Annotated in this window: 14 protein-coding genes; 5 read left to right on the top strand and 9 right to left on the bottom strand. The window is 39.9% G+C overall.

The window, feature by feature from the left end; genetic code table 11:
- Positions 1-9 precede the first annotated feature (9 nt).
- The 8 genes from FTU71_RS05130 to FTU71_RS05095 all read right to left on the bottom strand — a co-directional run bounded on the left by FTU71_RS05130 (position 10) and on the right by FTU71_RS05095 (position 12254).
- Positions 10-1599: a peptide chain release factor 3 gene (locus FTU71_RS05130; protein ID WP_167846306.1), complete on the bottom strand. Its 1590-nt coding sequence runs from the start codon at positions 1597-1599 to the stop codon at positions 10-12.
- 152 nt (positions 1600-1751) lie between these two features.
- The gene (locus tag FTU71_RS05125; RefSeq protein ID WP_180037422.1) at positions 1752-3806 is read right to left on the bottom strand and encodes a DUF262 domain-containing protein; all 2055 of its coding nucleotides are present in this window, start codon (positions 3804-3806) and stop codon (positions 1752-1754) included.
- Complete coding sequence (locus FTU71_RS05120) at positions 3796-5232, bottom strand: DUF262 domain-containing protein (protein ID WP_178318768.1); 1437 nt, start codon at positions 5230-5232, stop codon at positions 3796-3798. The genes FTU71_RS05125 and FTU71_RS05120 overlap by 11 nt, the downstream gene beginning before the upstream one ends.
- Before the next feature lie 43 nt (positions 5233-5275).
- On the bottom strand, positions 5276-5488 hold the full coding sequence (locus tag FTU71_RS05115; RefSeq protein ID WP_178318769.1) for a DNA translocase FtsK: 213 nt from the start codon (positions 5486-5488) through the stop codon (positions 5276-5278).
- A 21-nt stretch (positions 5489-5509) separates the two neighbouring features.
- Positions 5510-6271, bottom strand: coding sequence for a PP2C family serine/threonine-protein phosphatase (locus FTU71_RS05110; protein ID WP_179993968.1), 762 nt, complete (start codon positions 6269-6271; stop codon positions 5510-5512).
- A 187-nt stretch (positions 6272-6458) separates the two neighbouring features.
- On the bottom strand, positions 6459-7451 hold the full coding sequence (locus tag FTU71_RS05105) for a Fic family protein (RefSeq protein ID WP_178318771.1): 993 nt from the start codon (positions 7449-7451) through the stop codon (positions 6459-6461).
- 208 nt (positions 7452-7659) lie between these two features.
- Entirely contained in the window at positions 7660-9726 is a 2067-nt protein-coding gene (locus tag FTU71_RS05100) for a bifunctional diguanylate cyclase/phosphodiesterase (protein ID WP_180111574.1), read from the bottom strand.
- A gap of 323 nt (positions 9727-10049) precedes the next feature.
- Positions 10050-12254: a carboxy terminal-processing peptidase gene (locus tag FTU71_RS05095; RefSeq protein WP_180111572.1), complete on the bottom strand. Its 2205-nt coding sequence runs from the start codon at positions 12252-12254 to the stop codon at positions 10050-10052.
- A 194-nt stretch (positions 12255-12448) separates the two neighbouring features.
- Here FTU71_RS05095 and nagZ point away from each other — a divergent pair, with 194 nt between their 5' ends.
- Positions 12449-13552, top strand: coding sequence for a beta-N-acetylhexosaminidase (gene nagZ / locus FTU71_RS05090; protein ID WP_096901392.1), 1104 nt, complete (start codon positions 12449-12451; stop codon positions 13550-13552).
- Between the two features lie 525 nt (positions 13553-14077).
- Positions 14078-14968 carry a class I SAM-dependent methyltransferase gene (locus FTU71_RS05085; protein WP_136144264.1) on the top strand — a complete coding sequence of 297 codons (891 nt, stop codon included), beginning with the start codon at positions 14078-14080 and terminating at the stop codon, positions 14966-14968.
- Between the two features lie 59 nt (positions 14969-15027).
- On the opposite strand, the gene FTU71_RS05080 is transcribed toward FTU71_RS05085, so the two are convergent.
- Complete coding sequence (locus tag FTU71_RS05080; RefSeq protein WP_180111570.1) at positions 15028-16362, bottom strand: alpha/beta fold hydrolase; 1335 nt, start codon at positions 16360-16362, stop codon at positions 15028-15030.
- A 304-nt stretch (positions 16363-16666) separates the two neighbouring features.
- Between FTU71_RS05080 and FTU71_RS05075 the strand changes: the two genes are divergently transcribed.
- The 3 genes from FTU71_RS05075 to FTU71_RS05065 all read left to right on the top strand — a co-directional run bounded on the left by FTU71_RS05075 (position 16667) and on the right by FTU71_RS05065 (position 20087).
- Positions 16667-17932, top strand: coding sequence for a glutamate-5-semialdehyde dehydrogenase (locus FTU71_RS05075; protein ID WP_178318777.1), 1266 nt, complete (start codon positions 16667-16669; stop codon positions 17930-17932).
- A gap of 186 nt (positions 17933-18118) precedes the next feature.
- Positions 18119-18529 (top strand): hypothetical protein, encoded by a 411-nt coding sequence (locus FTU71_RS05070; RefSeq protein WP_026438428.1) that lies wholly within the window; start codon positions 18119-18121, stop codon positions 18527-18529.
- A gap of 340 nt (positions 18530-18869) precedes the next feature.
- Positions 18870-20087, top strand: coding sequence for an acetate/propionate family kinase (locus FTU71_RS05065; RefSeq protein WP_096901391.1), 1218 nt, complete (start codon positions 18870-18872; stop codon positions 20085-20087).
- Positions 20088-20137: the final 50 nt, after the last annotated feature.

The following is a 20137-nucleotide window of genomic DNA, read 5'->3' as shown; positions in this document are numbered from 1 at the left end:
AGCAACGGCTTAGTGCTCGCGCGTGTTTCTAAACTCAATGTCAGGGTAACGCTCTTGCATTAACTGTAAATTCACACGGCTTGGCGCGAGATAAGTTAAGTGACCACCACCATCGACAGACAACTGATCGTGGGCTTTTTTCTTAAATTCGTTAAACTTTTTCTCATCGGCACAAGACACCCAGCGTACCGTGTTGATGCTGACAGGCTCGTAAATACAATCGACTTTGTATTCTTCTTTCAGGCGATAGGCGACGACTTCAAACTGTAGCACACCAACAGCACCTACGATTAAATCATTGCTGTTTTGTGGCATAAAGACTTGCGTTGCACCTTCTTCTGAAAGCTCTTTAAGGCCTTTTTGCAGCTGTTTGGACTTCAATGGGTCTTTCAAGCGTACACGACGGAACATTTCAGGTGCGAAGTGCGGAATCCCTGTAAATTGCAACTTTTCACCCGAAGTGAAGGTATCGCCAATTTGAATCGTCCCGTGGTTATGTAGACCAATAATGTCGCCCGGCCAAGCTTCTTCGAGGTGCTGACGGTCACCTGCCAAGAAGGTCAAGGCATCGCTGATACGTACATCTTTATCAATACGCACATGCTTCATTTTTAAGCCTTTTTCATACTTGCCTGAACAGATTCGCATGAAAGCAATACGGTCACGGTGCTTCGGATCCATATTGGCCTGAATTTTAAAAACAAAACCACTAAAGCCTTCTTCATTGGCTTCTACAATACGGTCTTGCGTTGGATGTGCTTTTGGCGGCGGCGCATATTCACTGAATGCATTCAATACATGATCTACACCGAAGTTACCCAAAGCAGTACCAAATAGCACTGGTGTTTGACGACCCGCTAAAAACTCTTCACGGTCTAAAGGCTCATTCGCCATTTGTACCAATTCAAGTGATTCTTCAAATGCCGCCCATGCCAATTCACCTACTTTTTCACGTAGGTCTGCATGGTTATAGCCATCACGTACTTCAATTTCAGGAATGGTTGAACCAAAACCTGATTTGTACACATAAAACTTTTCTTCGATGAGGTTAAACACCCCTGCGAAATCACGCCCTGTACCCATTGGCCAAGTGATTGGCACACACTTAATTTTGAGGACATTTTCAATTTCATCCAACAACTCTAATGGTTCACGAATTTCGCGGTCCATTTTGTTGACGAATGAAATGATGGGTGTGTCACGCATACGACACACATCCATTAATTTAATGGTACGGTCTTCGACACCTTTCGCACCATCAATCACCATCAGTGCAGAGTCCACCGCAGTTAGAGTGCGGTAAGTATCTTCAGAGAAATCTTCGTGCCCTGGGGTATCGAGCAGGTTAATCATTTTGTCTTTATACGGGAATTGCATCACCGAAGTTGTAATGGAAATACCACGTTCTTTTTCCATTTCCATCCAGTCAGATGTTGCGCCACGATCTGACTTACGGCTTTTTACCATCCCTGCAACTTGAATGGCTTGTCCCCATAACAGCAGTTTTTCTGTCATGGTGGTTTTACCAGCATCGGGGTGGGAAATAATAGCAAAGGTTCTACGAGCCTTTACTTCTCTAGCTAATTGATCTTTAAACATGAGAAAAATCTACAATATGTACACAGTTATGTACACATTTCTAAATATGTACTAAAACTGAAAAAGTGGGAATTCAAAATTGGCGTAATTGTAGCAGATTTGAATAGAATTTTACTGATTGCAGATATGTCTTGATTTATCCACAATTCAAATTATTGAATAGATTCACCAGCACACATTTCACAAAAGTCTTTGTAATCTGACTCAAACAAATCAAGCATCTTTTTCTCGTGATCTAGGATTTGTTCTTTTTTCCAAACTTTTTCTTCTTCAAGCGTTTGAATCATCAAATACAATTTAAGGGTATCAATTTTACCCTTCCTTATCTCAGGCATAAAATAATCACGTTTAGCACTTGGCAAGCGATTCCCTATGCTTGAATTTTTACTTGAACTAATGAGACACAAGTTCCCAAAGCGATGTAAATTTTCATGATCTGATTCATCACGCTCTCCCTCTATCTGTTGTGCATAAAAATGCTCAACCGAACTCCGTTGCGTAAATTTAAATTTTTTGATTACATCATATCGATCATCTAAATTACGTTTTTCTGCATTACAATAAATTAAGAAATCCAAATAGTTAAAGACAAAATTATTTTCAATATTTCCAAAGCTTAGTTTGGATTGATCAATTTTAAAATCATCAATTTTCTGATTGCCATAAATCAAATCAAAATAATCAATCTGTTTTTCATTTAGATACCGCTGAAAAATAAACTTTCTCGCTAAATGTTGGAATGCATTAAAATAGTCAGACACAGATTTATCTTTATTTTGATAAAGCCAATACAGTGCGCCATTTAACCAGTATTTATAAGACAAAGTAGGCGTGGATACATGAAATGCTGTCATCAATAATAGAATTTTTTGATTAATTTCAGAACTGTCTCCATCCAATGTATTCACATAAGAACCACTATTTTCATATCGTTTAAGTTTTTTTATGCTCCAATCATCATGATCCGTAGAATAATCCCGTTTAACAATGTATTGATCAAATATAAATTTGCACTTCAGCAAGGTAAACATAAAACCTTTTACATTCTCAATAACCCTTTCATGCTCTGGGTTTCCCTGCCCTTTTAAAAGAATATGTTTTTCAAATTGATCAATCAGTTGCTTATCATCCAATGCCACTTTTTCATTACGCATCGTTTGACTTAGCCAAATTTGTAAAACCTGTAATAAGAAATTCGGAAAATTGATAATACTGTTGAATCGTTCAGGCTTTTCTTCTTTTGTATCTTTATTTCTAATACGCTCAGGCACTTTTTGTAACATTTCAGAAATAGATTGAAAATTGTTTTCCGAATTTGTTTGTTCTTGTGATTCTACATTTTTGCTAAAAATTTCGAGCAAGCTAGAAGCATTTTCAGGAACAAAATCACCCCAATCCTTTCCAAAAATCACATCACGCTGTGTTGTGGAAAAACCATATTGAACGTAACGCTCCATATTGGCAGTCGCGTTCCAAATACTCGTAAATAGTGTCATGCTTGATGTTTTATCTGCTTCATCTTTGATTTGATTCAATACGCTCATCAATTGCGCTTTTAAAATTTCATGCTTTTCTAATTGTTCACCACGGTTATTCATAACCTCAAAATAATGATTGAGATCAGTATCTTTCGGAACTAAAACTTGTGTGATGACTACATTTTCAAATAAATATTTGCAAAAAACACTCAAGTCACCCTGTTTGATGATTTTTTGAATTGCACGTTGTAGCAACTCAAACCCCTGAACTAAATCCGCGTTATATTCGGATGATTTTAAATGTTGTAGATGATCGCCTCTGAGTAAAGCCTGAAAGGTTAAAGAAGACTTTGGACGACTATGAAAATCAAGATTGAATTGATTAAACCAAGACATATCAAGAACAATTTTTTCTTCTTTGGATAATCGTTTCAGGCAAATCGCTAACAAGGTTAAAGTGGTAAATCGTTGCTGACCATCGATAATTTCATAAGTGCTATTGCTACGCTCAAAAACAACCAAAGTTCCAATATAGTATTTTTTATTTTCTTGAGTCTGTCCTTGATTTAATTGATCAGTTTGCTTTTGATAATCTTGAATATCCAAAATTAACTGATCAATTTCTTTCTCACCCCAAGCATAATTACGCTGATACATCGGGATAATATAAGTTTGTTTATTCTCGAACAAGGCTTGAACATTAAGAGCTTGGATTGACTCATTTGTCATTATGATTTTCCTGTTTGATATAATTTAATTCTTTAAATAATTCGATCAAAGGCTCAACTTTAGTGCCTTCCTGTTTATCAACTATCGGGAGAGACCATCCTATTAACTCACTGGGTGATTGAGCATATTTCAGTAAACTGAATATATTATTTTTTATGACATAATTATCTATCGTTGCTAATTGCACCGAATATTGACTAATACGACTGTGATATGCCCAAATAAAAATCTTTTCAATCGCCTCAGATAACCGATCTGTAGCAAATTTATCGATGTAAAAAATCAATGCAGAATCAAACAAGGTTCGCACATAGCCATCACCTGACCGATGGCTTGCACCATGAAATTTATTCAAACTTTTGATAATTCTATTTGCTCTATCTTGTAATATTGCACCAAACATAGAGATCTTCTCAGACTGATCTTGATGATCCACCACTTTACTGATCTGTTTTTCATAGTGCTCAACCATTTCAAAAAATCGACGACCATTTATGATCATTTGATCAAGCTGAAATGGGAAACTCATTTCTTGTCGATCTATTTGCCGTTGATATTGTGCGTTATAGTCATCAATAAAATAATGCGCTATGCGTAATGGTTCTAAATATGGATGATGGTCTGATTGCCCAAGATGAATACCTTTAAAAAGATGCACATGATCTTTATTGAAAAATCTTGCGGACTTTCCTCTTGACCAAAGACGAATACGGAATAGATAGTTCGAAAATAACTTTGCCAAATGAGCCGAGTCTAAACTTTCCCAATGCGCAACAGTTTGCGCTTCTAAATGTTGCTCCTGTTCAGAAAATTCTCGTAGATGATAAGCTTTTAAAAGATCATGCGGTTCTAAATCACGACCACGTGCATTTTGTGAATCAAAAAACTGAAATGCCTCTGAAATATCATCTAAAATAAAAACCGCAACCTGACAATTATTGAGTAAAAAATCAATATCTTGTTCGGAAAAGTTTACTGCAACGATCCGTTTAGCGGCATTAAAGTTCTGATAAATATTGTAATGGCTAATATCACTATTAAATTTTTGCACATCCATAAAGACATTAATTTGATTCGATATTTCATTCAAAACTGTTTTCAGATCCTCTCGTTCTAAATCTAATTCTTGCTTCTGAATAACCGCCCAAACAAGGAGTATTAAAGTTAAAGTTCGTTGTTGTCCATCCACAATATTTATATTTTTAAGGCTCGTATTATTTTTATCACGGTGTAATACGATAGTACCCAATCGATATGCAGATTTATCTTTATGTTCCTGTATATCATTGACGAGGGCATTTAAATTTTTTTCTGTCCATTTGTAAGGACGCTGATAATCAGGAATTCTGAGTTGATCTAAAATTAAGAGTAATTCTTTTACTGACCAAATTCCTGTTTTCAGTTGATCAACTTGATGCTGAGCCATAAAAAATTATCCTAAAAATAAAATTTTTTAATTGTTAAAGTTGTTATTTCATACCTTGATGCAATTTATAGCCATACCCATAATCTAGAACAAAAGTTTTTGTAGATTCACAAATACTTGCTTCAATTAACTGGCTAAGTAGTTGTTCTGCATGAGAATACCCAATTAAAAAATGGCGTTGTAAACTCGATACAGAAACGACACCCACTTCCTTTGTGAATAATTTGGCACGTTCAAAAAGATCATCTGATTGCATAATTTCCCCATTCTCAATGAATTAAATTTTTGCTCGTACTAAGACCATGCTGATATTGTCATACGCCTGTTTTGAATCTAATGACGCTTTCATATTGAGTAACCATGTTCGAAGCTCCATATCTACTTTTAATGGAGGCCATTCTGTACACTCCATCACATCATGTACGCCATCCGTACAGACTAATAGGGCATCATTCTGAGTTAAGAATTCCTCAGCTATTGTAAAATCCATCACTTCATGCAAGGGATCAGCACAAAAGTATTGTAATAATGCACCATACATACTGGCATAGTTCTCTCCAGCTTTTACTTCTCCATTTGCTCTTAACTGTTCAAGATAATTATGGTCACTCGTCAGACAGTGCCATTTTTGATCATGCTGACTAAACAAATAAACTCGGCTATCACCAATATGTTGAATGGTTACAAAACCTTGTCTTGTACCGTGATGAATGAGTGCGAGTGTTGAACTGGCGCCAAAACTACTTTTTTTATTTGCTAATTGATCAACAAGATACTGCTGAATGGTAAATGCTTGACAAGGTTCTATCTTTTTATTTTGTATTAAAGCTTTTAAGACCGTATAGGATGCTTGCTCAGCTACTGGACTATTACTAATCCCATCCGCTACAGCAACACACCATAATTCTGTTTCAGAATGGCTGTAAAGTTTACTGATCAGCCCATCATGTTGAATAACCTTATTTTCAATCAATATGGCATCTTGTTGATACTTCGATCTTGCCTTCCATGTCAGACCTTGCATTTCAAAAGTACTCATCACACCGATCTCACACTTGGTAATGATTTTATTTTTACCAAACCCCAATAGCACAATCAAGAAAAATATTAAATAAATTATTGATTAATAATAAATTATTCATTTAAAAACTTACTTTACGCTTTTTGATTATCATTCATGTCTAACTACTTAAGCAAAGATGTAATAAAATATTTTTCAAGCTAAATCATGGTTTAAGACGATACTTTTGTTTCGGACTTTTCGGTTTATCTGGAATAGTACGCTCAATCAAGCCAGCTTCTATAGCAGGATTCAAGTAATTCTTTTGGAACGTTGCTCGATGAGTCAATCCGACCAATTGCATCAACTCAGCGAAAGTATAGTCTCCTTGCTTCATTGCTGAAATTAACCGTTGAACATGATCGCCAGCTTGAGCGGTAGCATGATCGCTGTCTTGAGCGGTATCGGTTGAACTAAGAATGGCATCTAAAATCATCTGTAAGATGAATTCTATAAATGGGGCTGAATCTGTTCGGTCTGTACTTGCTTGCAAAGCATCATAGTAGGCTTTTTGATTTTGATAGATCAAACTCTCAACAGGAATATTAGCAAAGATTGGATTCCACCTGCTCAAAATCAATGTCTGCCACAGCCTTCCCATCCGCCCATTACCATCTGCGAATGGATGAATAAACTCAAACTCATAATGGAATACTGAACTTTGAATGAGTGGATGCACATCACTATCATTCAACCAACCAAGTAGATCAGCCATAAGACGATTGATCTGATTCGCAGGTGGCGCCATATGCACCACACGATCACCTGACATTACACCGACACCACCATGACGATATTGACCGACTTCATCAATCAAGCCTGTCATCAAAACTTGATGTGCTTGTAATAGGTCTGCTTCTTGGCTCGGTTGCCACTGCTGAAATGCTTCATAGGCTTTGATAGCGTTACGCACTTCCTGTACTTCTTTTGGAGGTGCAATTACTGTTTTACCATTAAGGATTGCCGTGATTTGCTCAGTGCTAAGCGTGTTACCTTCAATCGCAAGTGAACCTTGAATGGTACGAATACGATTAGCTTTTCTAAGTTTTAAATTTTCTTGGATTTCTTCTAAAACAGTCAAACGCCCTATATTCTCACTGATCTGAGCAATCAAATGAATGATTTTTGAGGTGATAGTATAAGGCGGTTGGTATTTCATATTCCCTCAGTGCGCACCAGAATTATTCATCAAAACACTAATATTTATAAACTTATTAAAAAATAAAAGAAATTACCGTATAAACTCATTTTTCAAAACAACCTTACCACCTATCAACTGCATATATTCATAAAAATCTTCAATCATCTGTTTTTGATAATAGCTGATTCCATGTTCATGCCAGTGATCATTTTTATATGCCACTAACTTAAGCCGAATGTTTAAACAACTCTTCTAAACGCTCAACATCCATAGGTAAGCCTAATAAATAACCTTGCAACTGCTGACAGCCTAAACGGGTTAAAATTTCTGCTTGTAACGGCGTTTCCACCCCTTCAGCGGTCACAGTTAAACCCAGTTTAATCGCCAACTGAATAATACTTTCTAAAATTAATTCTTCTTTGCTGTCCAAACACAAATCTAAAATAAAAGCACGATCAATTTTCAACTCATCGACTGGCAATTTTTTCAAATATAAGAAACTCGAATGTCCTGTGCCAAAATCATCAATCGCCAATTGAATCCCCATTTGACGCAAACGCTCAAAACTACGAATACTCGATTCAATATGATGCATTGCTGTACTTTCAGTCACTTCAATCATCAGGTGATGGGGTTGAATCTCATAGCGTTTAAACAAGTTTTCTAAAGTCGAAAATAAGTGTTTATGTTCAAACTGCACTGCCGATAAATTCACAGCCACAGGAAATAACGGTGCACCTGATCTTTCCCAAATTTGAATTTGTTTAAAGGCTTCCTCTAACGTCCAATAGCCAATTTGAATAATCAACCCCGTCTTTTCAGCTCCTTTAATAAACATATTTGGGGTAAGTAAACCATGTACGGGGTGATACCAACGAATTAAAGCTTCTACGCCACAAATTTTATGGTCAGCGGCTTTAAACTTTGGCTGATAGAACAACGCAAATTGTTGTTGTTCAACTGCTTTATATAAATCATTAATCAACTTACTTTGGCTTTTAGCCTCAAGTAACTCCAGATCATAATTAAATATTGAACTGGTGTTACGCCCCTGATATTTAGAGGTCAGCATCGCCGCATCAGCATTCATTAAAATATCTTGCAAATTGGTGCCATGCTCTGGATACATCGCAATGCCAATACTGCCTGAAATATTAATGACCTTGCCTGCAATTAAGAAACTTTGCTGAATCAGTTCTAATATTTTTTCAGAAATGACAGTGGCTTCTGCAATGTCGGTATGTTCAATCACCAAAAGAAATTCATCGCCACCAATTCTTAATAATTGGGTATTTTCGCCCAAGTGGGATTGCACACGTTTAGACAACTGAATCAGCAATTGATCGCCAACATGATGCCCAAATACGTCATTCACCGCTTTAAAGCGGTCTAAGTCGATATACAAAAATGCAATTTTAGTGTTTTTTTGCCGATGCTCAGAAAAAAGCAATTGTGCATATTCAGCTAAATATAAACGGTTGGGCAATTTGGTCAGGTTATCTTTGACTGCCTGATTGGCCAATTCACGGTTGGCTAAAGACAATTGTCTGCTTTTTTCTTCTAAGCGCAGCTCCAGCAGAGATACGCCCACCGCAGCAGCAAAAATCAGACTGGTCACTAAAATAACCACCAACAGAGCTGGCCCTTGCCCGATCTGGAAGTGCCCTGATTGAGGCAAATCTGCTGTAGAGTAAAGATGCAGTGCTTCCATGCCTATATAGTGCATGGCAACAATGCTCAGACTCATGAGCACCGCAATGAAAATTTTATATTGTGCCTGACGCCCCATTCTGCACTTGGAATGAAACATAAACCAAAAGGTAAGTATTGCACCGCCAATGGCCACTAATACAGACAGCAAAACAATGGTAGGATCATAATAACTACGGTAGCCTTCTACCTGAATTCCCATCATGCCCGTATAGTGCATGCCTGAAATACCCAACCCCATTAAAATGCCGCTCAGGATCAAACGCGCCACAGGCAGGGTCGATTGCGTGGTCAGCCAAACCGCAAACGTAGAAGCGATAAATGCAATAACAAAAGATAGGGTCGTAAAGCTAAGATCAAATTGATACGGTGCAGGTAACTGGCATGCCAACATGCCCACAAAATGCATACTCCACACTGCCGCACCCAGCAGTAAACCACTCATGATTAATGCAATTTTTTTTAGTTGTTGTTGTACATTTTGAAAAAGCATTTGCTCAACAGACACTGCAAAATAGCAGGCCAATACTGAGATTGCTACCGAGCCAATTACCAAGCTCAGATCATAATGTACATGCATCATTAGATGTATCCATCTCTGTCATATTTTATTGTTTTTCGGCTACTCAATCTCACACTCTCTTATAAATAATAACTAAAAAGCAACCTGAACGACGGATTGATCTAGCAAAGACTGCATTGACTTAAGAGTCTAATACTATTCCGCTTTGGTCAATAGTCAAATATATAATATGTCATCATGAAATAATGGCAATTCAAAACTGCTAAAAATAGCTGTCTGACTCAAAGCTATATGCATCTTGTCACTTTACTTTTCGCTTTAGGATGAAAAAAACCAGCAACTTTTCGCTGCTGGTTCTATTTGATTAAGATTCTAACATTGTTTTAAGGTTGATTCGGCTCAGAAACACCTTTTTGTAACATGGCATAGTCTTGCAACACCTGCGCTGCTTCAATCACAAAAGCTTCTTCCTCAGGTAAAGCAGGGCGTTGTGCCGCTTTCATTTTGGCACGCGCTTCTGCCAAAGCATCAATAGATGCCTGATGGCTTTCCCAATTAGCAAATGGTTTCAAACCTGTTTCCTGACGGCGTTTGTTTTCCGCAGTCAGCGTTTGTTGCTCCAAAGCTAACAACTCTGCTCTGCGTTGTTCAATATCTAACACAATGCTTTTGCGATCTTCAGTTTGTTTGGCAATTTGCTTACGTTGTTCCAAATATTGAAATTGCGGATCAAGCGTGACACGTTGCTGTGACAATTGCCCTAGCTTGGTGATGTACGGCTGTACTGAACCTTCACGCTTAAATGGTGCAGTTGGAATAGTATCCCACTTCAAAGCATTTTTCGCTTTGCGTTCACCAAACTCCTCATTGTAAATATCCACCAGTTTAATGTCAGGAATCACACCTTTGTTTTGGGTACTTCCACCTGTAATACGGTAGAACTTACGTTGAGTTAAGGTCGCCTGCCCATAGGCTAAGGTGTCGAGTTGTACCTGCGCTGTACCTTTACCTGTGGTGGTGCTACCAATCACAATCCCGCGCTGATAGTCCTGAATTGCAGCAGAGTAAATTTCACTGGCCGAAGCAGAAGCAAGGTTAATCATCACTGCCAATGGGCCTGCATAAGTCTGTGCACCGCCATCGTCATCTTCAAATACGCTCACGTTGCCATTGCCATCACGAATTTGCACTACAGGGCCTGATTTGATTACTTGCCCAAGCATACGTGCCACTTCTTCTAGTGAACCGCCAGGGTTGTTACGTAAATCGACAATAATCCCTGCGACATTTTTGGCCGCCAAACTTTTCAGGGCATTGTTGGTATCCTCCGACACCGAGCGATATTCATTACCTGCACGACGCGCACGGTAATTCAAATAAAACGATGGAATTTCAATCACACCGTAGGTATAAGTTTGAACATCACGTTTGATGTCAATCGTTCGTGAACGAACTCCCGCATCTTCTTCCTGAATCACATCACGCACAATGGTCACATTACGCGCCTGATTCATCGCCGCACCCGCACCCAACAAACGCACAGTGACTTTGGTGCCACGTTTACCACGAATCAGCCCAACAATTTCATTACTCGGCCAACCCACAACATCCACCATTTTTTCGCCATCTTGCGCCACACCAATAATGCGGTCACCCGATTTCACCTGCCCTGTTTTACTGGCAGGGCCACCTTCAACAATGGTTTCAATTTTAGTGTAGTCTTCATTGCCCCGTTCAGGACGAATCGACACCCCAATTCCTTCAAGCTGCAAAGTCGTTTGACGGTTCAGCTCCATCGCATCGACAGGTGGGAAATAATTGCTGTGCGGATCATAAGTCAGCATCATCGCATTCAAAGTTTTATCCAGCACGTCATCGCTCTTTAAACGATCCATTCGCTCTAACTGGCGGGTATAACGCTTGGTTAAAGTCTGAACTGGTGTCAAATCTTCTGGACTTGCCAAATCCTGCCCATTAGTCAATTCAGGGTTATCTTTAATGGCTTTTTGTTTTGCCAATTCTTCTTCTTTGCTAATGGTCAGGTTAATGAGCTGTGACACCAACATTTTTTGCCAATGCTTACGCATTTCTGCTTCAGTATTAAAGAACGGTGCTTTTTCACGATCTGTTTCAATCGTGACATTTGGCTGTTTTAAATTTTGTGGTTTTTTCAGCTCTGCCAACATGAAATGATAAAACTGTTTTAAGCGTTCACGATACTGTGCATGAATTTGATACGGCCCCGCCAAATTGCCTGCTTTTAATGAAGCGCCAAATGTTGCTGCATATTGTTTGCGGTATTGCTCAACTTCTTTAGCCAAAAACAAAGTATGGTCTGGGTCTAAACTGTCGATATAAAAATCAAAAATGCGCTGCGACGTCGCAGCATCTAAACGCTGATTTAAATAATGCTGACGATCGACCAAGGTCGCCAATTGACGCGAAACCAAAGCTTGTTCCTGCGTCGGCACAATACTGTTAGCAACGACAGCGGTATTATTGGCTGCAATTGCCTCGTTAATGGCGTGAGAAAAGAAAAAACCGCCAGTTGCTATTGCAACCGCACAAGCGATGGTTTGAAGTTTCATAAAAATATTTACGTCCTTGGTTTTTGACCAATCTCTGCTTTTCACAATGAATTGAGCAGATTCAAAATCTTATACAACTTAATTTGGATCTGTCGTGTAGTTTTATCATAATCTGTGCTGTCAAAATGTAGCAAATCATTGCAGAATTCAGGTATTGTTTTTTTATTGATAAAAATCGAATACGGACACCCAATATGATTGGCGCATTGATGCTCGACATCGCTGGCACAGAACTTACTCAAGAAGATATTGAACTATTAAGCGCTCCGCAAGTCGGTGGAGTCATTTTATTTGCCCGAAATATCCAATCTCCTGCGCAAGTACGCGCCTTGACCGACCACATGCGTCAGGTACGCCCTGATATTTTAATTGCAGTCGATCAGGAAGGCGGACGCGTACAACGCTTAAAACAAGGTTTTACCCTATTGCCTGCTATGGGTAGATTTGGCGAGTTATACCAAAACGAACCTGAACGTGCCTTAGATTTAGCCGAAGAATGTGGCTGGTTGATGGCCACCGAAGTATTAGCCGTAGGCATTGATTTTAGTTTTGCACCCGTTTTAGATTTAAATGACATCAGTGATGTCATTGGAGATCGTGCTTTTGCTGCGCGTCCTGTCGATATTATTGCTTTGGCAGATGCTTTTTTACGTGGAATGCATCGTGCAGGAATGGCAACCACAGGCAAACACTTTCCTGGACATGGATCGGTTAAAGCAGACTCTCACGTTGCTGCCGCGATAGATTCACGTTCTTTTGCCGAAATTCAACAACAGGATATGCAAACCTTTATCCAACTGCAAAATCAACTGGATGCGCTCATGCCTGCGCATGTCATTTATGATCAGGTCGATCCGAACCCTGCAGGTTTTTCTGAGTTTTGGTTACAGCAAGTGCTTCGCAAAGACTTGGACTATGATGGTGTACTCTTTTCGGATGATTTAAGCATGCAGGCGGCTTGTGTAGCAGGCGATGCCGATGCACGTATTCATGCCGCTTTGCTTGCAGGCTGTGACATGGGATTGGTCTGCAACAACCGTGCTGCACAACGATTGGCTTTAAATGCGATTGCCGATTTACCCTTGCCGAATCAGGCACGTTTAGAACGCATGCGCGGTAAAATCCCTGAGCTTAGTGCAGAGTTTAGCATTGCTGAAGTTTTAGACTTGGGTGATGAATGGCGAAGCGTCCGTGATCGTATCTTGGTATTTAAAGAACAAAGTGCCACGCTACTGGCAGCACAAACTAGTCACGACCCGACCAATTATTCAAGTACCACTAAAAACGCTGCGACTTGAGATCACCACAAACTAACTAGGGTCTGTTGACAATTCGTCTATGTTTGCGACGTGAGAGATATATCTCGCAAGATTTTTTAGCTGATATAAGGCATGGGACAGGAAATTTAGTCATTCTAAATGACTGGCACATAACGCAATAGCAGCAAAAATATGCTCGCCCTGAAAGGCTGTGGCTAAAACTTTCTCAGATTGCGTTATGAAGCTTAGCAATAGACCCACTATTCCCTGCGCTTCATGCCTGATCTGCTCAGTTTTAGCCTACAGCGCAAGCCATTTATGAAATGTCAACAGACCCTATACGCCTTCACTTTTTCACAGCATTTATACGACAAAGGAACACGACAGCTTGTTCCTTTTTGATTATGATAAACTTATTCTATTTTGAGTATATGCCTGACACCGCAGCTTGAGTGTCAAAGCATGCCTAAAAAGACAACGACCACCATACAAACAATTAAGGTCTATACGAAAATGACAAAAACATTGCTGAACAGCAAAATCACGACAGAAAAAAGGACTGAAATGCACAACTCGGATGCCAAGCCAACTCGCTCAGACACGACTGCATTGTCCAAACATCGGCATATTTCTTTTACCGCACATTATACGGGATATATCTGGTATCAAAGGGGGATTTCACATCCTGTATTTGCGACCCGAAAAGGCAAGTTTTTAGCCAAATTGGTACATCCTTTAGAAAACTGGGCAGAACGTCATGTGGGCGGCAGTATGCGCAGCACCCTCAAACAACGTCACCAAATGATTGATGCACACTTAACCGCACTGATTCAGCAACATCCGCAATTACAAGTGCTCGAAATTGCATCTGGGCTGTCACCACGCAGCTGGAACTTTCGACAAAAATATCCTGAACTGAATTACCGTGAACTGGATTTGCCTGATATGGCGCAAATTAAAACTCAAGCGTTACGACAAATTGACCACGACGCACCTGAAGTTCTCACCGCCGATATTTTTAGTGAATCCTTTCAACAGGCCTTTGAATATTTTGATCACTCGCAGCCCTTAGTAATTATTAGTGAAGGTTTAATTAACTACTTCAGCAAAGACATGCTACAACAGCTGTTAAATGGCATGTGTAACTACACCCAAGACTTTCCAGAACTGCATTATTTAACCGATCTTTACCCTGAACCCGTCAAAAACAAGCTCGCCAATTTTATTTGGAACTGCAGCCGATTATTGAAATTTATGTCACGCAGTGCTTTCACCTTTCACTTTCAATCTCCGCAGGAATTAACTCAGTTTTTTCAAAATGCAGGTTTTGAGCAAGTGCAGCTACAACAACCACAACTGTATTTTTCCAACAGCTCTTTAGAAAAAACAACCGCAGAACATTTAGGCGATTTAGTCTGGATGGTTCATGCCTACAAAAAAAATAGCGTGGTTTAACACGCTATTTTGATTCTATTTTCTTTGGATAATTTTAAACCAAGCACTGATTTTATCTACTAACGGGCATATTCCAAATTTTGTGCAGCCGCTTTTTGACGTTCCACATAACGCAACAAACGCTCTGCCACCTCAAAACTACCATGCTTAAATAATGCGCGTAGTTGCTGCCCTTGGCTTTCAAAAATTAAACATTCAATGCTAAAACTGCCTTCCTCATCCTGTAATTCTAAGGCCATATCTCGTTCAAACTGTGCTGCTTGTGCCGCCAACGCAGCATTTTCAAAATCAAGCAATACACCAAAGAAGTTTAAATCGACAATGTGCGTGGCAATTTTCAAATCAGAATGACGATACTGCAAATGACTTTGCGGATTTTGCACCCGAATACGCGCTTCTCCACGGCGTTCCATCGTCAATAGTTGCGCACGTGTCATTGGAATAATGCCATCTAAGTCCTGAATAGATTCATCGCTTAAAAAGGTCGCAAATAAATTCATGGTTTCTTTACGGCGCTGTAATTGCGGCACATGATCTGCATTGGCAATCATGGCAAATTCCATGTTCGGGCACTGTAAGGCAAAATTGGCATTTTCATGCGGCAAGGTAAAACTGTCATATTGCCCACACGCCACCAAAACCTTACATTGCGGAATAGGCACATTGGTTAACCGCAATAAACGGTTGCAGTTCACATCGTAGCGATCTTGCTCAGTGGCGGTAAAGTCGGCCATTTGTCGGTAAAACAAACGCTTTGCAGTCGGTGACATGCGAGTTTGTTCCATTTTGGCATGATTCACCAAGTACAAAATCACCGCCTGACCAAACTCATCCATGCGCTGTTCTTTCATTAAATGCAGCGATTCTTCAAGCAACATACGCCAACTTTTACGGGTCTTTTGCATCACCCCCATTAAAATCATGCGGTCAATCAATTCAGGGCGCTGATCTGCCAAACAGGACGCCACCACTGAACCGAGTGACATGCCCATCACCGAGACTTTGTCTAAACCGACTATATCCAACCAGTCACCCAGCATGTGCCCCAAGTCATGCAGTTCCAACGTTCCTGCAGACTCACCTGTTTCAACATTGGTCATTTGCTGATTAGCCCCCATAGAAGGCATATCAATTAAAATAATCGGGCCAGCACGAAATAGTTGCTCTACGCAGTATTTATAAGAATTAAAATTCTGGAATGCCCCGCCAACAATCACAATAGGAGTTAAATGAGCAGTTTCAGGCTGTGCAATCGCCATGTATTCCACTTTCCAGCCATTGATCCAAGTGGTGCGAGCGGGTTGTTTAAAACTGTGTTTATCGTAAATATCAAAAAAGCAGACATGAGACCCTGAGTCCTGTACGTCCGTGTCCATCTGGATCATGGAATTCATATTCCTTACCTCCATGCGCATTTTATTTTTATTGTGCAAGTGTTCGTAATAGAACGATTGCCAGCTTTACCGAAGTGGCATCCTGCTTATTGTTGTGAATGACATCATTGTCTTATCGCATCATTCTATACAGGTGCTGATTTTATACGCAACAATTTCCATGACCGCTCATCTACTTTTAAAGATGAATAGATTACAAAATATTTAAAGATTGAACAATTTAGTCAATTTTCCGCCTAGATGCTTCATTGTATAGGCACAGACTGTTAATATCAGATAGAAATTTCTAAGTGATCAAACCGCTATGCAAGAGTCTATTGAACAATATATGCAAACGGTAGGACAACAAGCACGCCAAGCCTCTCGTGTCTTAGCAAGCGCTTCTACCCAATCTAAAAACAATGCGTTATCGGCTATTTATACGGCATTGGAAAATAGCGAGTCTGCTATTTTAGCTGCCAACCAAATTGATATGACCAAAGGTCGTAACAATAACTTGGATAGCGCACTGCTAGATCGCTTAGAACTCAACCCCGCACGTTTTAAAGGTATGTTACAAGGCCTGAAAGATGTGATTGGCTTAATGGACCCTATTGGTGAAATTACCGATATGGCCTATCGCCCATCTGGTATTCAACTAGGCAAAATGCGTGTGCCACTGGGTGTGGTAGGCATGATTTACGAATCACGTCCGAACGTGACCCTTGAAGCTGCATCTTTGGCTTTAAAATCAGGCAATGCCATTATTTTACGTGGTGGTTCTGAAGCATTGGAATCCAATCAAGCCATTGCAACTGCGATTCAACACGGTTTAAAAGCTTCAGGTTTGCCAGAAACTTCGGTGCAAGTGATTAACACTTCAGACCGTGCTGCAGTCGGGCAACTGATTACCATGTCTGAATATGTGGATGTAATTGTGCCACGTGGCGGTAAAAGTCTGATTGAACGCATCAGCAATGAAGCACGTATACCAGTGATTAAACATTTAGATGGTAACTGTCACGTATTTGTAGAAGCACAGGCTGACTTGCAAAAAGCGCTACCAATTGCACTGAATGCAAAAACTCACCGTTATGGCGTCTGTAATGCCATGGAAACATTGTTGGTCGATGAGGCTGTTGCCGCACAATTCTTGCCACGTATTGCCGAGCTATATGCAGAAAAACAAGTCGAATTACGCGGCTGTCCTGCAACCCAAAAGATTTTGGGTACAAGTGTTAAAACAGCAACCGAAGAAGATTGGTACACCGAATATTTAGGCCCAATTTTGGCAGTTAAAGTGGTTTCAGGAATTGATGAGGCAATTGAACATATCAATAAATATGGTTCACATCATACTGATGCCATTATTACTGAAAACTTTAGTTTGGCGCGTCAATTCTTGGCTGCGGTAGATTCTAGTTCAGTCATGATTAACGCTTCTACACGCTTTGCTGATGGTTTTGAATATGGTTTAGGTGCTGAAATTGGAATCTCTACCGATAAAATTCATACCCGTGGCCCTGTCGGTTTGGAAGGTTTAACCTCACAAAAATGGATCGTGTTTGGCGATGGTCAAATCCGCCAATAAAATCCATCTGTAATTTTGCAATATCCAAATATAATGTTCAGTTTCACAGGAAGCTGAACCTTATTCCCTTCTATTTTTTAGACATTGTTTTAAGACACAGTTCCACTACACATTTCTGCCTCACGCTCACTTAAAATAAAAACACCATCAAGATTAGAAAAATCATCAAAAAGAGTGGCGATGCTTATGTTTTATTATTTGATTATTAGTACCTTTGCTTTAGCACTGTTGGTGTCGTTCATTGTCATGCGTCTGTTTTCCAGCTCCATCAATGCAATTTTGGCGCGTATCATCCACGACCCAATTCATGAAGCATGGGCAAAGTACACCAAATTTGCAGGCATGGTGGTCGGCACATCTTCAGGCATTCGTATTTACGATATGGAAAAATACATTACCCCACTCACCTATGCCGAAAATGACAAAAGAATTGTGATTGAACTGACGCAAGAACGCTGGGTATTGGAAATTTACCGCACCATTATTGAAACCTTACAAGGCTTGGCGTGGATGATGTTGGTGTTTTTTATGGTGGCACTGATTGCTTATGTGATTGTCCGTTGGTCGGAAATTAAATACGCTGCCAAATCAAAATAAACCGACAAAGATTGAGGAAATAATTTAAAACAGTTTGCCACTCGCCTGCAGAATGAAGTGTGCTATGTTAAGAGAATACAACAGGAATTAAGCAGAAATTTTAGACCATCATTTCATGAAAAAATGAAAGTTTCGGGCTGATAAATTTTAATTATTTCTGATTTCATGGTCGATAATGCTTAAGTCTAATCTCCTAAAGTCTATCTAGGAGCAATAAAAAACCCATGATAAAACATACGTAATGATCAAGATTGCAACACAATAGATTGCCGTTTGCCATATCTTGCAATGCAGCTTGATTGACTAGGGATAACTTCAATTAGAATTCGGGTACATAAAAGTGACTACATCAGTATTAGTGATTAACTGCGGATCTTCTTCTATCAAATATGCGCTTGTATCTGAAAGCGTTGGAGATCGTATCTTTGGTTTGGCAGAAAATCTAGGTTCTGCTGATGCGCGCATTAAAGGCATTACCGCAGGTGGTGAGCCGCTCGAACTTTCTATTCCACATGCTGACCATGAAAAAGCATTGGAAACTATTCTTGGTCGCTTATCTCAATATAAGCCACAAGCCATTGGTCACCGCGTTGTACACGGCGGTACTTTAACCAAAGCAGAATTATTAACTGAAGAAATCGTGCAACGTATTCGTGAAGCAACTCCGCTTGCACCTTTACACAACCCTGCACACTTGGTGGGTATTGAAGCAACAATGCGTTTGTTCCCAGAACTTCCGCAAGTGGCTGTATTTGATACTGCATTCCACCAAACGATGCCTGCTCACGCTTACCGTTATGCAGTGCCTAAATTCTTATATACCGACCACAACGTACGTCGTTATGGCTTCCACGGTACAAGTCACGCATACGTTTCAGAGCGCGGTTCAGAGTTGGCTGGCAGCTTCAAACAAGGTGGCTGGTTAACTGCTCACTTGGGTAACGGTAGCTCGACTTGTGCAATCTGGAATGGTCAAAGTGTAGACACTTCTATGGGCCTAACCCCACTTGAAGGTTTGGTGATGGGTACTCGTAGTGGTGATGTAGACCCAAGCTTACACAGCTTCCTTGCAAGCAACTTAGGTTGGGATATCTACAAAATTGACAAAATGCTAAACAGCCAAAGTGGTTTACTTGGTTTGTCAGGCTTATCGAACGACATGCGTACCCTGATTGAAGCATCTGAACAAGGCAACGAAGATGCAACGCTTGCAATTGAAGTATTCTGCTACCGTTTAGCTAAATCTTTAGCTGCACTTAGCTGTGGTTTACCACGCTTAGATGGCTTATTCTTCACAGGTGGTATTGGCGAAAACTCTGCGTACATCCGTGAAAAAACTGTATCTTACTTGCCACACTTTGGCTTTAACTTCAGCAAAGAACGCAATGACAGCTTAAAACGCGGTACTGAAGGTCGTATTGATGCAGGTACAGGCGGTCCACAAATTTGGGTTGTACCAACTGACGAAGAAGGCCGTATTGCGAAAGAAACTGCGCAAGTTGCAGAGGAGCTAAAGTCAGCTGCAAAAAAGTCTGAATGTGACGCTGCGATTGCTTAAGCAATCGTAGTGCTCAGCCACTTTCAATCAGTCCCTTTACGATTTAGAAA

The organism is Acinetobacter sp. YH12136, assembly GCF_013418545.1.
GTDB classification, from domain to species: domain Bacteria; phylum Pseudomonadota; class Gammaproteobacteria; order Pseudomonadales; family Moraxellaceae; genus Acinetobacter; species Acinetobacter towneri.
The sequence above is the reverse complement of the archived record's forward strand: the minus strand, read 5'-3'. Positions and strand labels throughout refer to the sequence as shown.

Bases quoted from the DNA above. Each gene is read 5' to 3' on its own strand.
- FTU71_RS05110 (WP_179993968.1), bottom strand. From the start codon at position 6,271: ATGAGTACTTTTGAAATGCAAGGTCTGACATGGAAGGCAAGATCGAAG.
- FTU71_RS05130 (WP_167846306.1), bottom strand. From the start codon at position 1,599: ATGTTTAAAGATCAATTAGCTAGAGAAGTAAAGGCTCGTAGAACCTTT.
- FTU71_RS05095 (WP_180111572.1), bottom strand. From the start codon at position 12,254: ATGAAACTTCAAACCATCGCTTGTGCGGTTGCAATAGCAACTGGCGGT.
- FTU71_RS05105 (WP_178318771.1), bottom strand. From the start codon at position 7,451: ATGAAATACCAACCGCCTTATACTATCACCTCAAAAATCATTCATTTG.
- FTU71_RS05115 (WP_178318769.1), bottom strand. From the start codon at position 5,488: ATGCAATCAGATGATCTTTTTGAACGTGCCAAATTATTCACAAAGGAA.
- FTU71_RS05120 (WP_178318768.1), bottom strand. From the start codon at position 5,232: ATGGCTCAGCATCAAGTTGATCAACTGAAAACAGGAATTTGGTCAGTA.
- FTU71_RS05080 (WP_180111570.1), bottom strand. From the start codon at position 16,362: ATGAATTCCATGATCCAGATGGACACGGACGTACAGGACTCAGGGTCT.
- FTU71_RS05085 (WP_136144264.1), top strand. From the start codon at position 14,078: ATGCACAACTCGGATGCCAAGCCAACTCGCTCAGACACGACTGCATTG.
- FTU71_RS05070 (WP_026438428.1), top strand. From the start codon at position 18,119: ATGTTTTATTATTTGATTATTAGTACCTTTGCTTTAGCACTGTTGGTG.
- FTU71_RS05075 (WP_178318777.1), top strand. From the start codon at position 16,667: ATGCAAGAGTCTATTGAACAATATATGCAAACGGTAGGACAACAAGCA.
- FTU71_RS05100 (WP_180111574.1), bottom strand. From the start codon at position 9,726: ATGATGCATGTACATTATGATCTGAGCTTGGTAATTGGCTCGGTAGCA.
- nagZ (WP_096901392.1), top strand. From the start codon at position 12,449: ATGATTGGCGCATTGATGCTCGACATCGCTGGCACAGAACTTACTCAA.
- FTU71_RS05125 (WP_180037422.1), bottom strand. From the start codon at position 3,806: ATGACAAATGAGTCAATCCAAGCTCTTAATGTTCAAGCCTTGTTCGAG.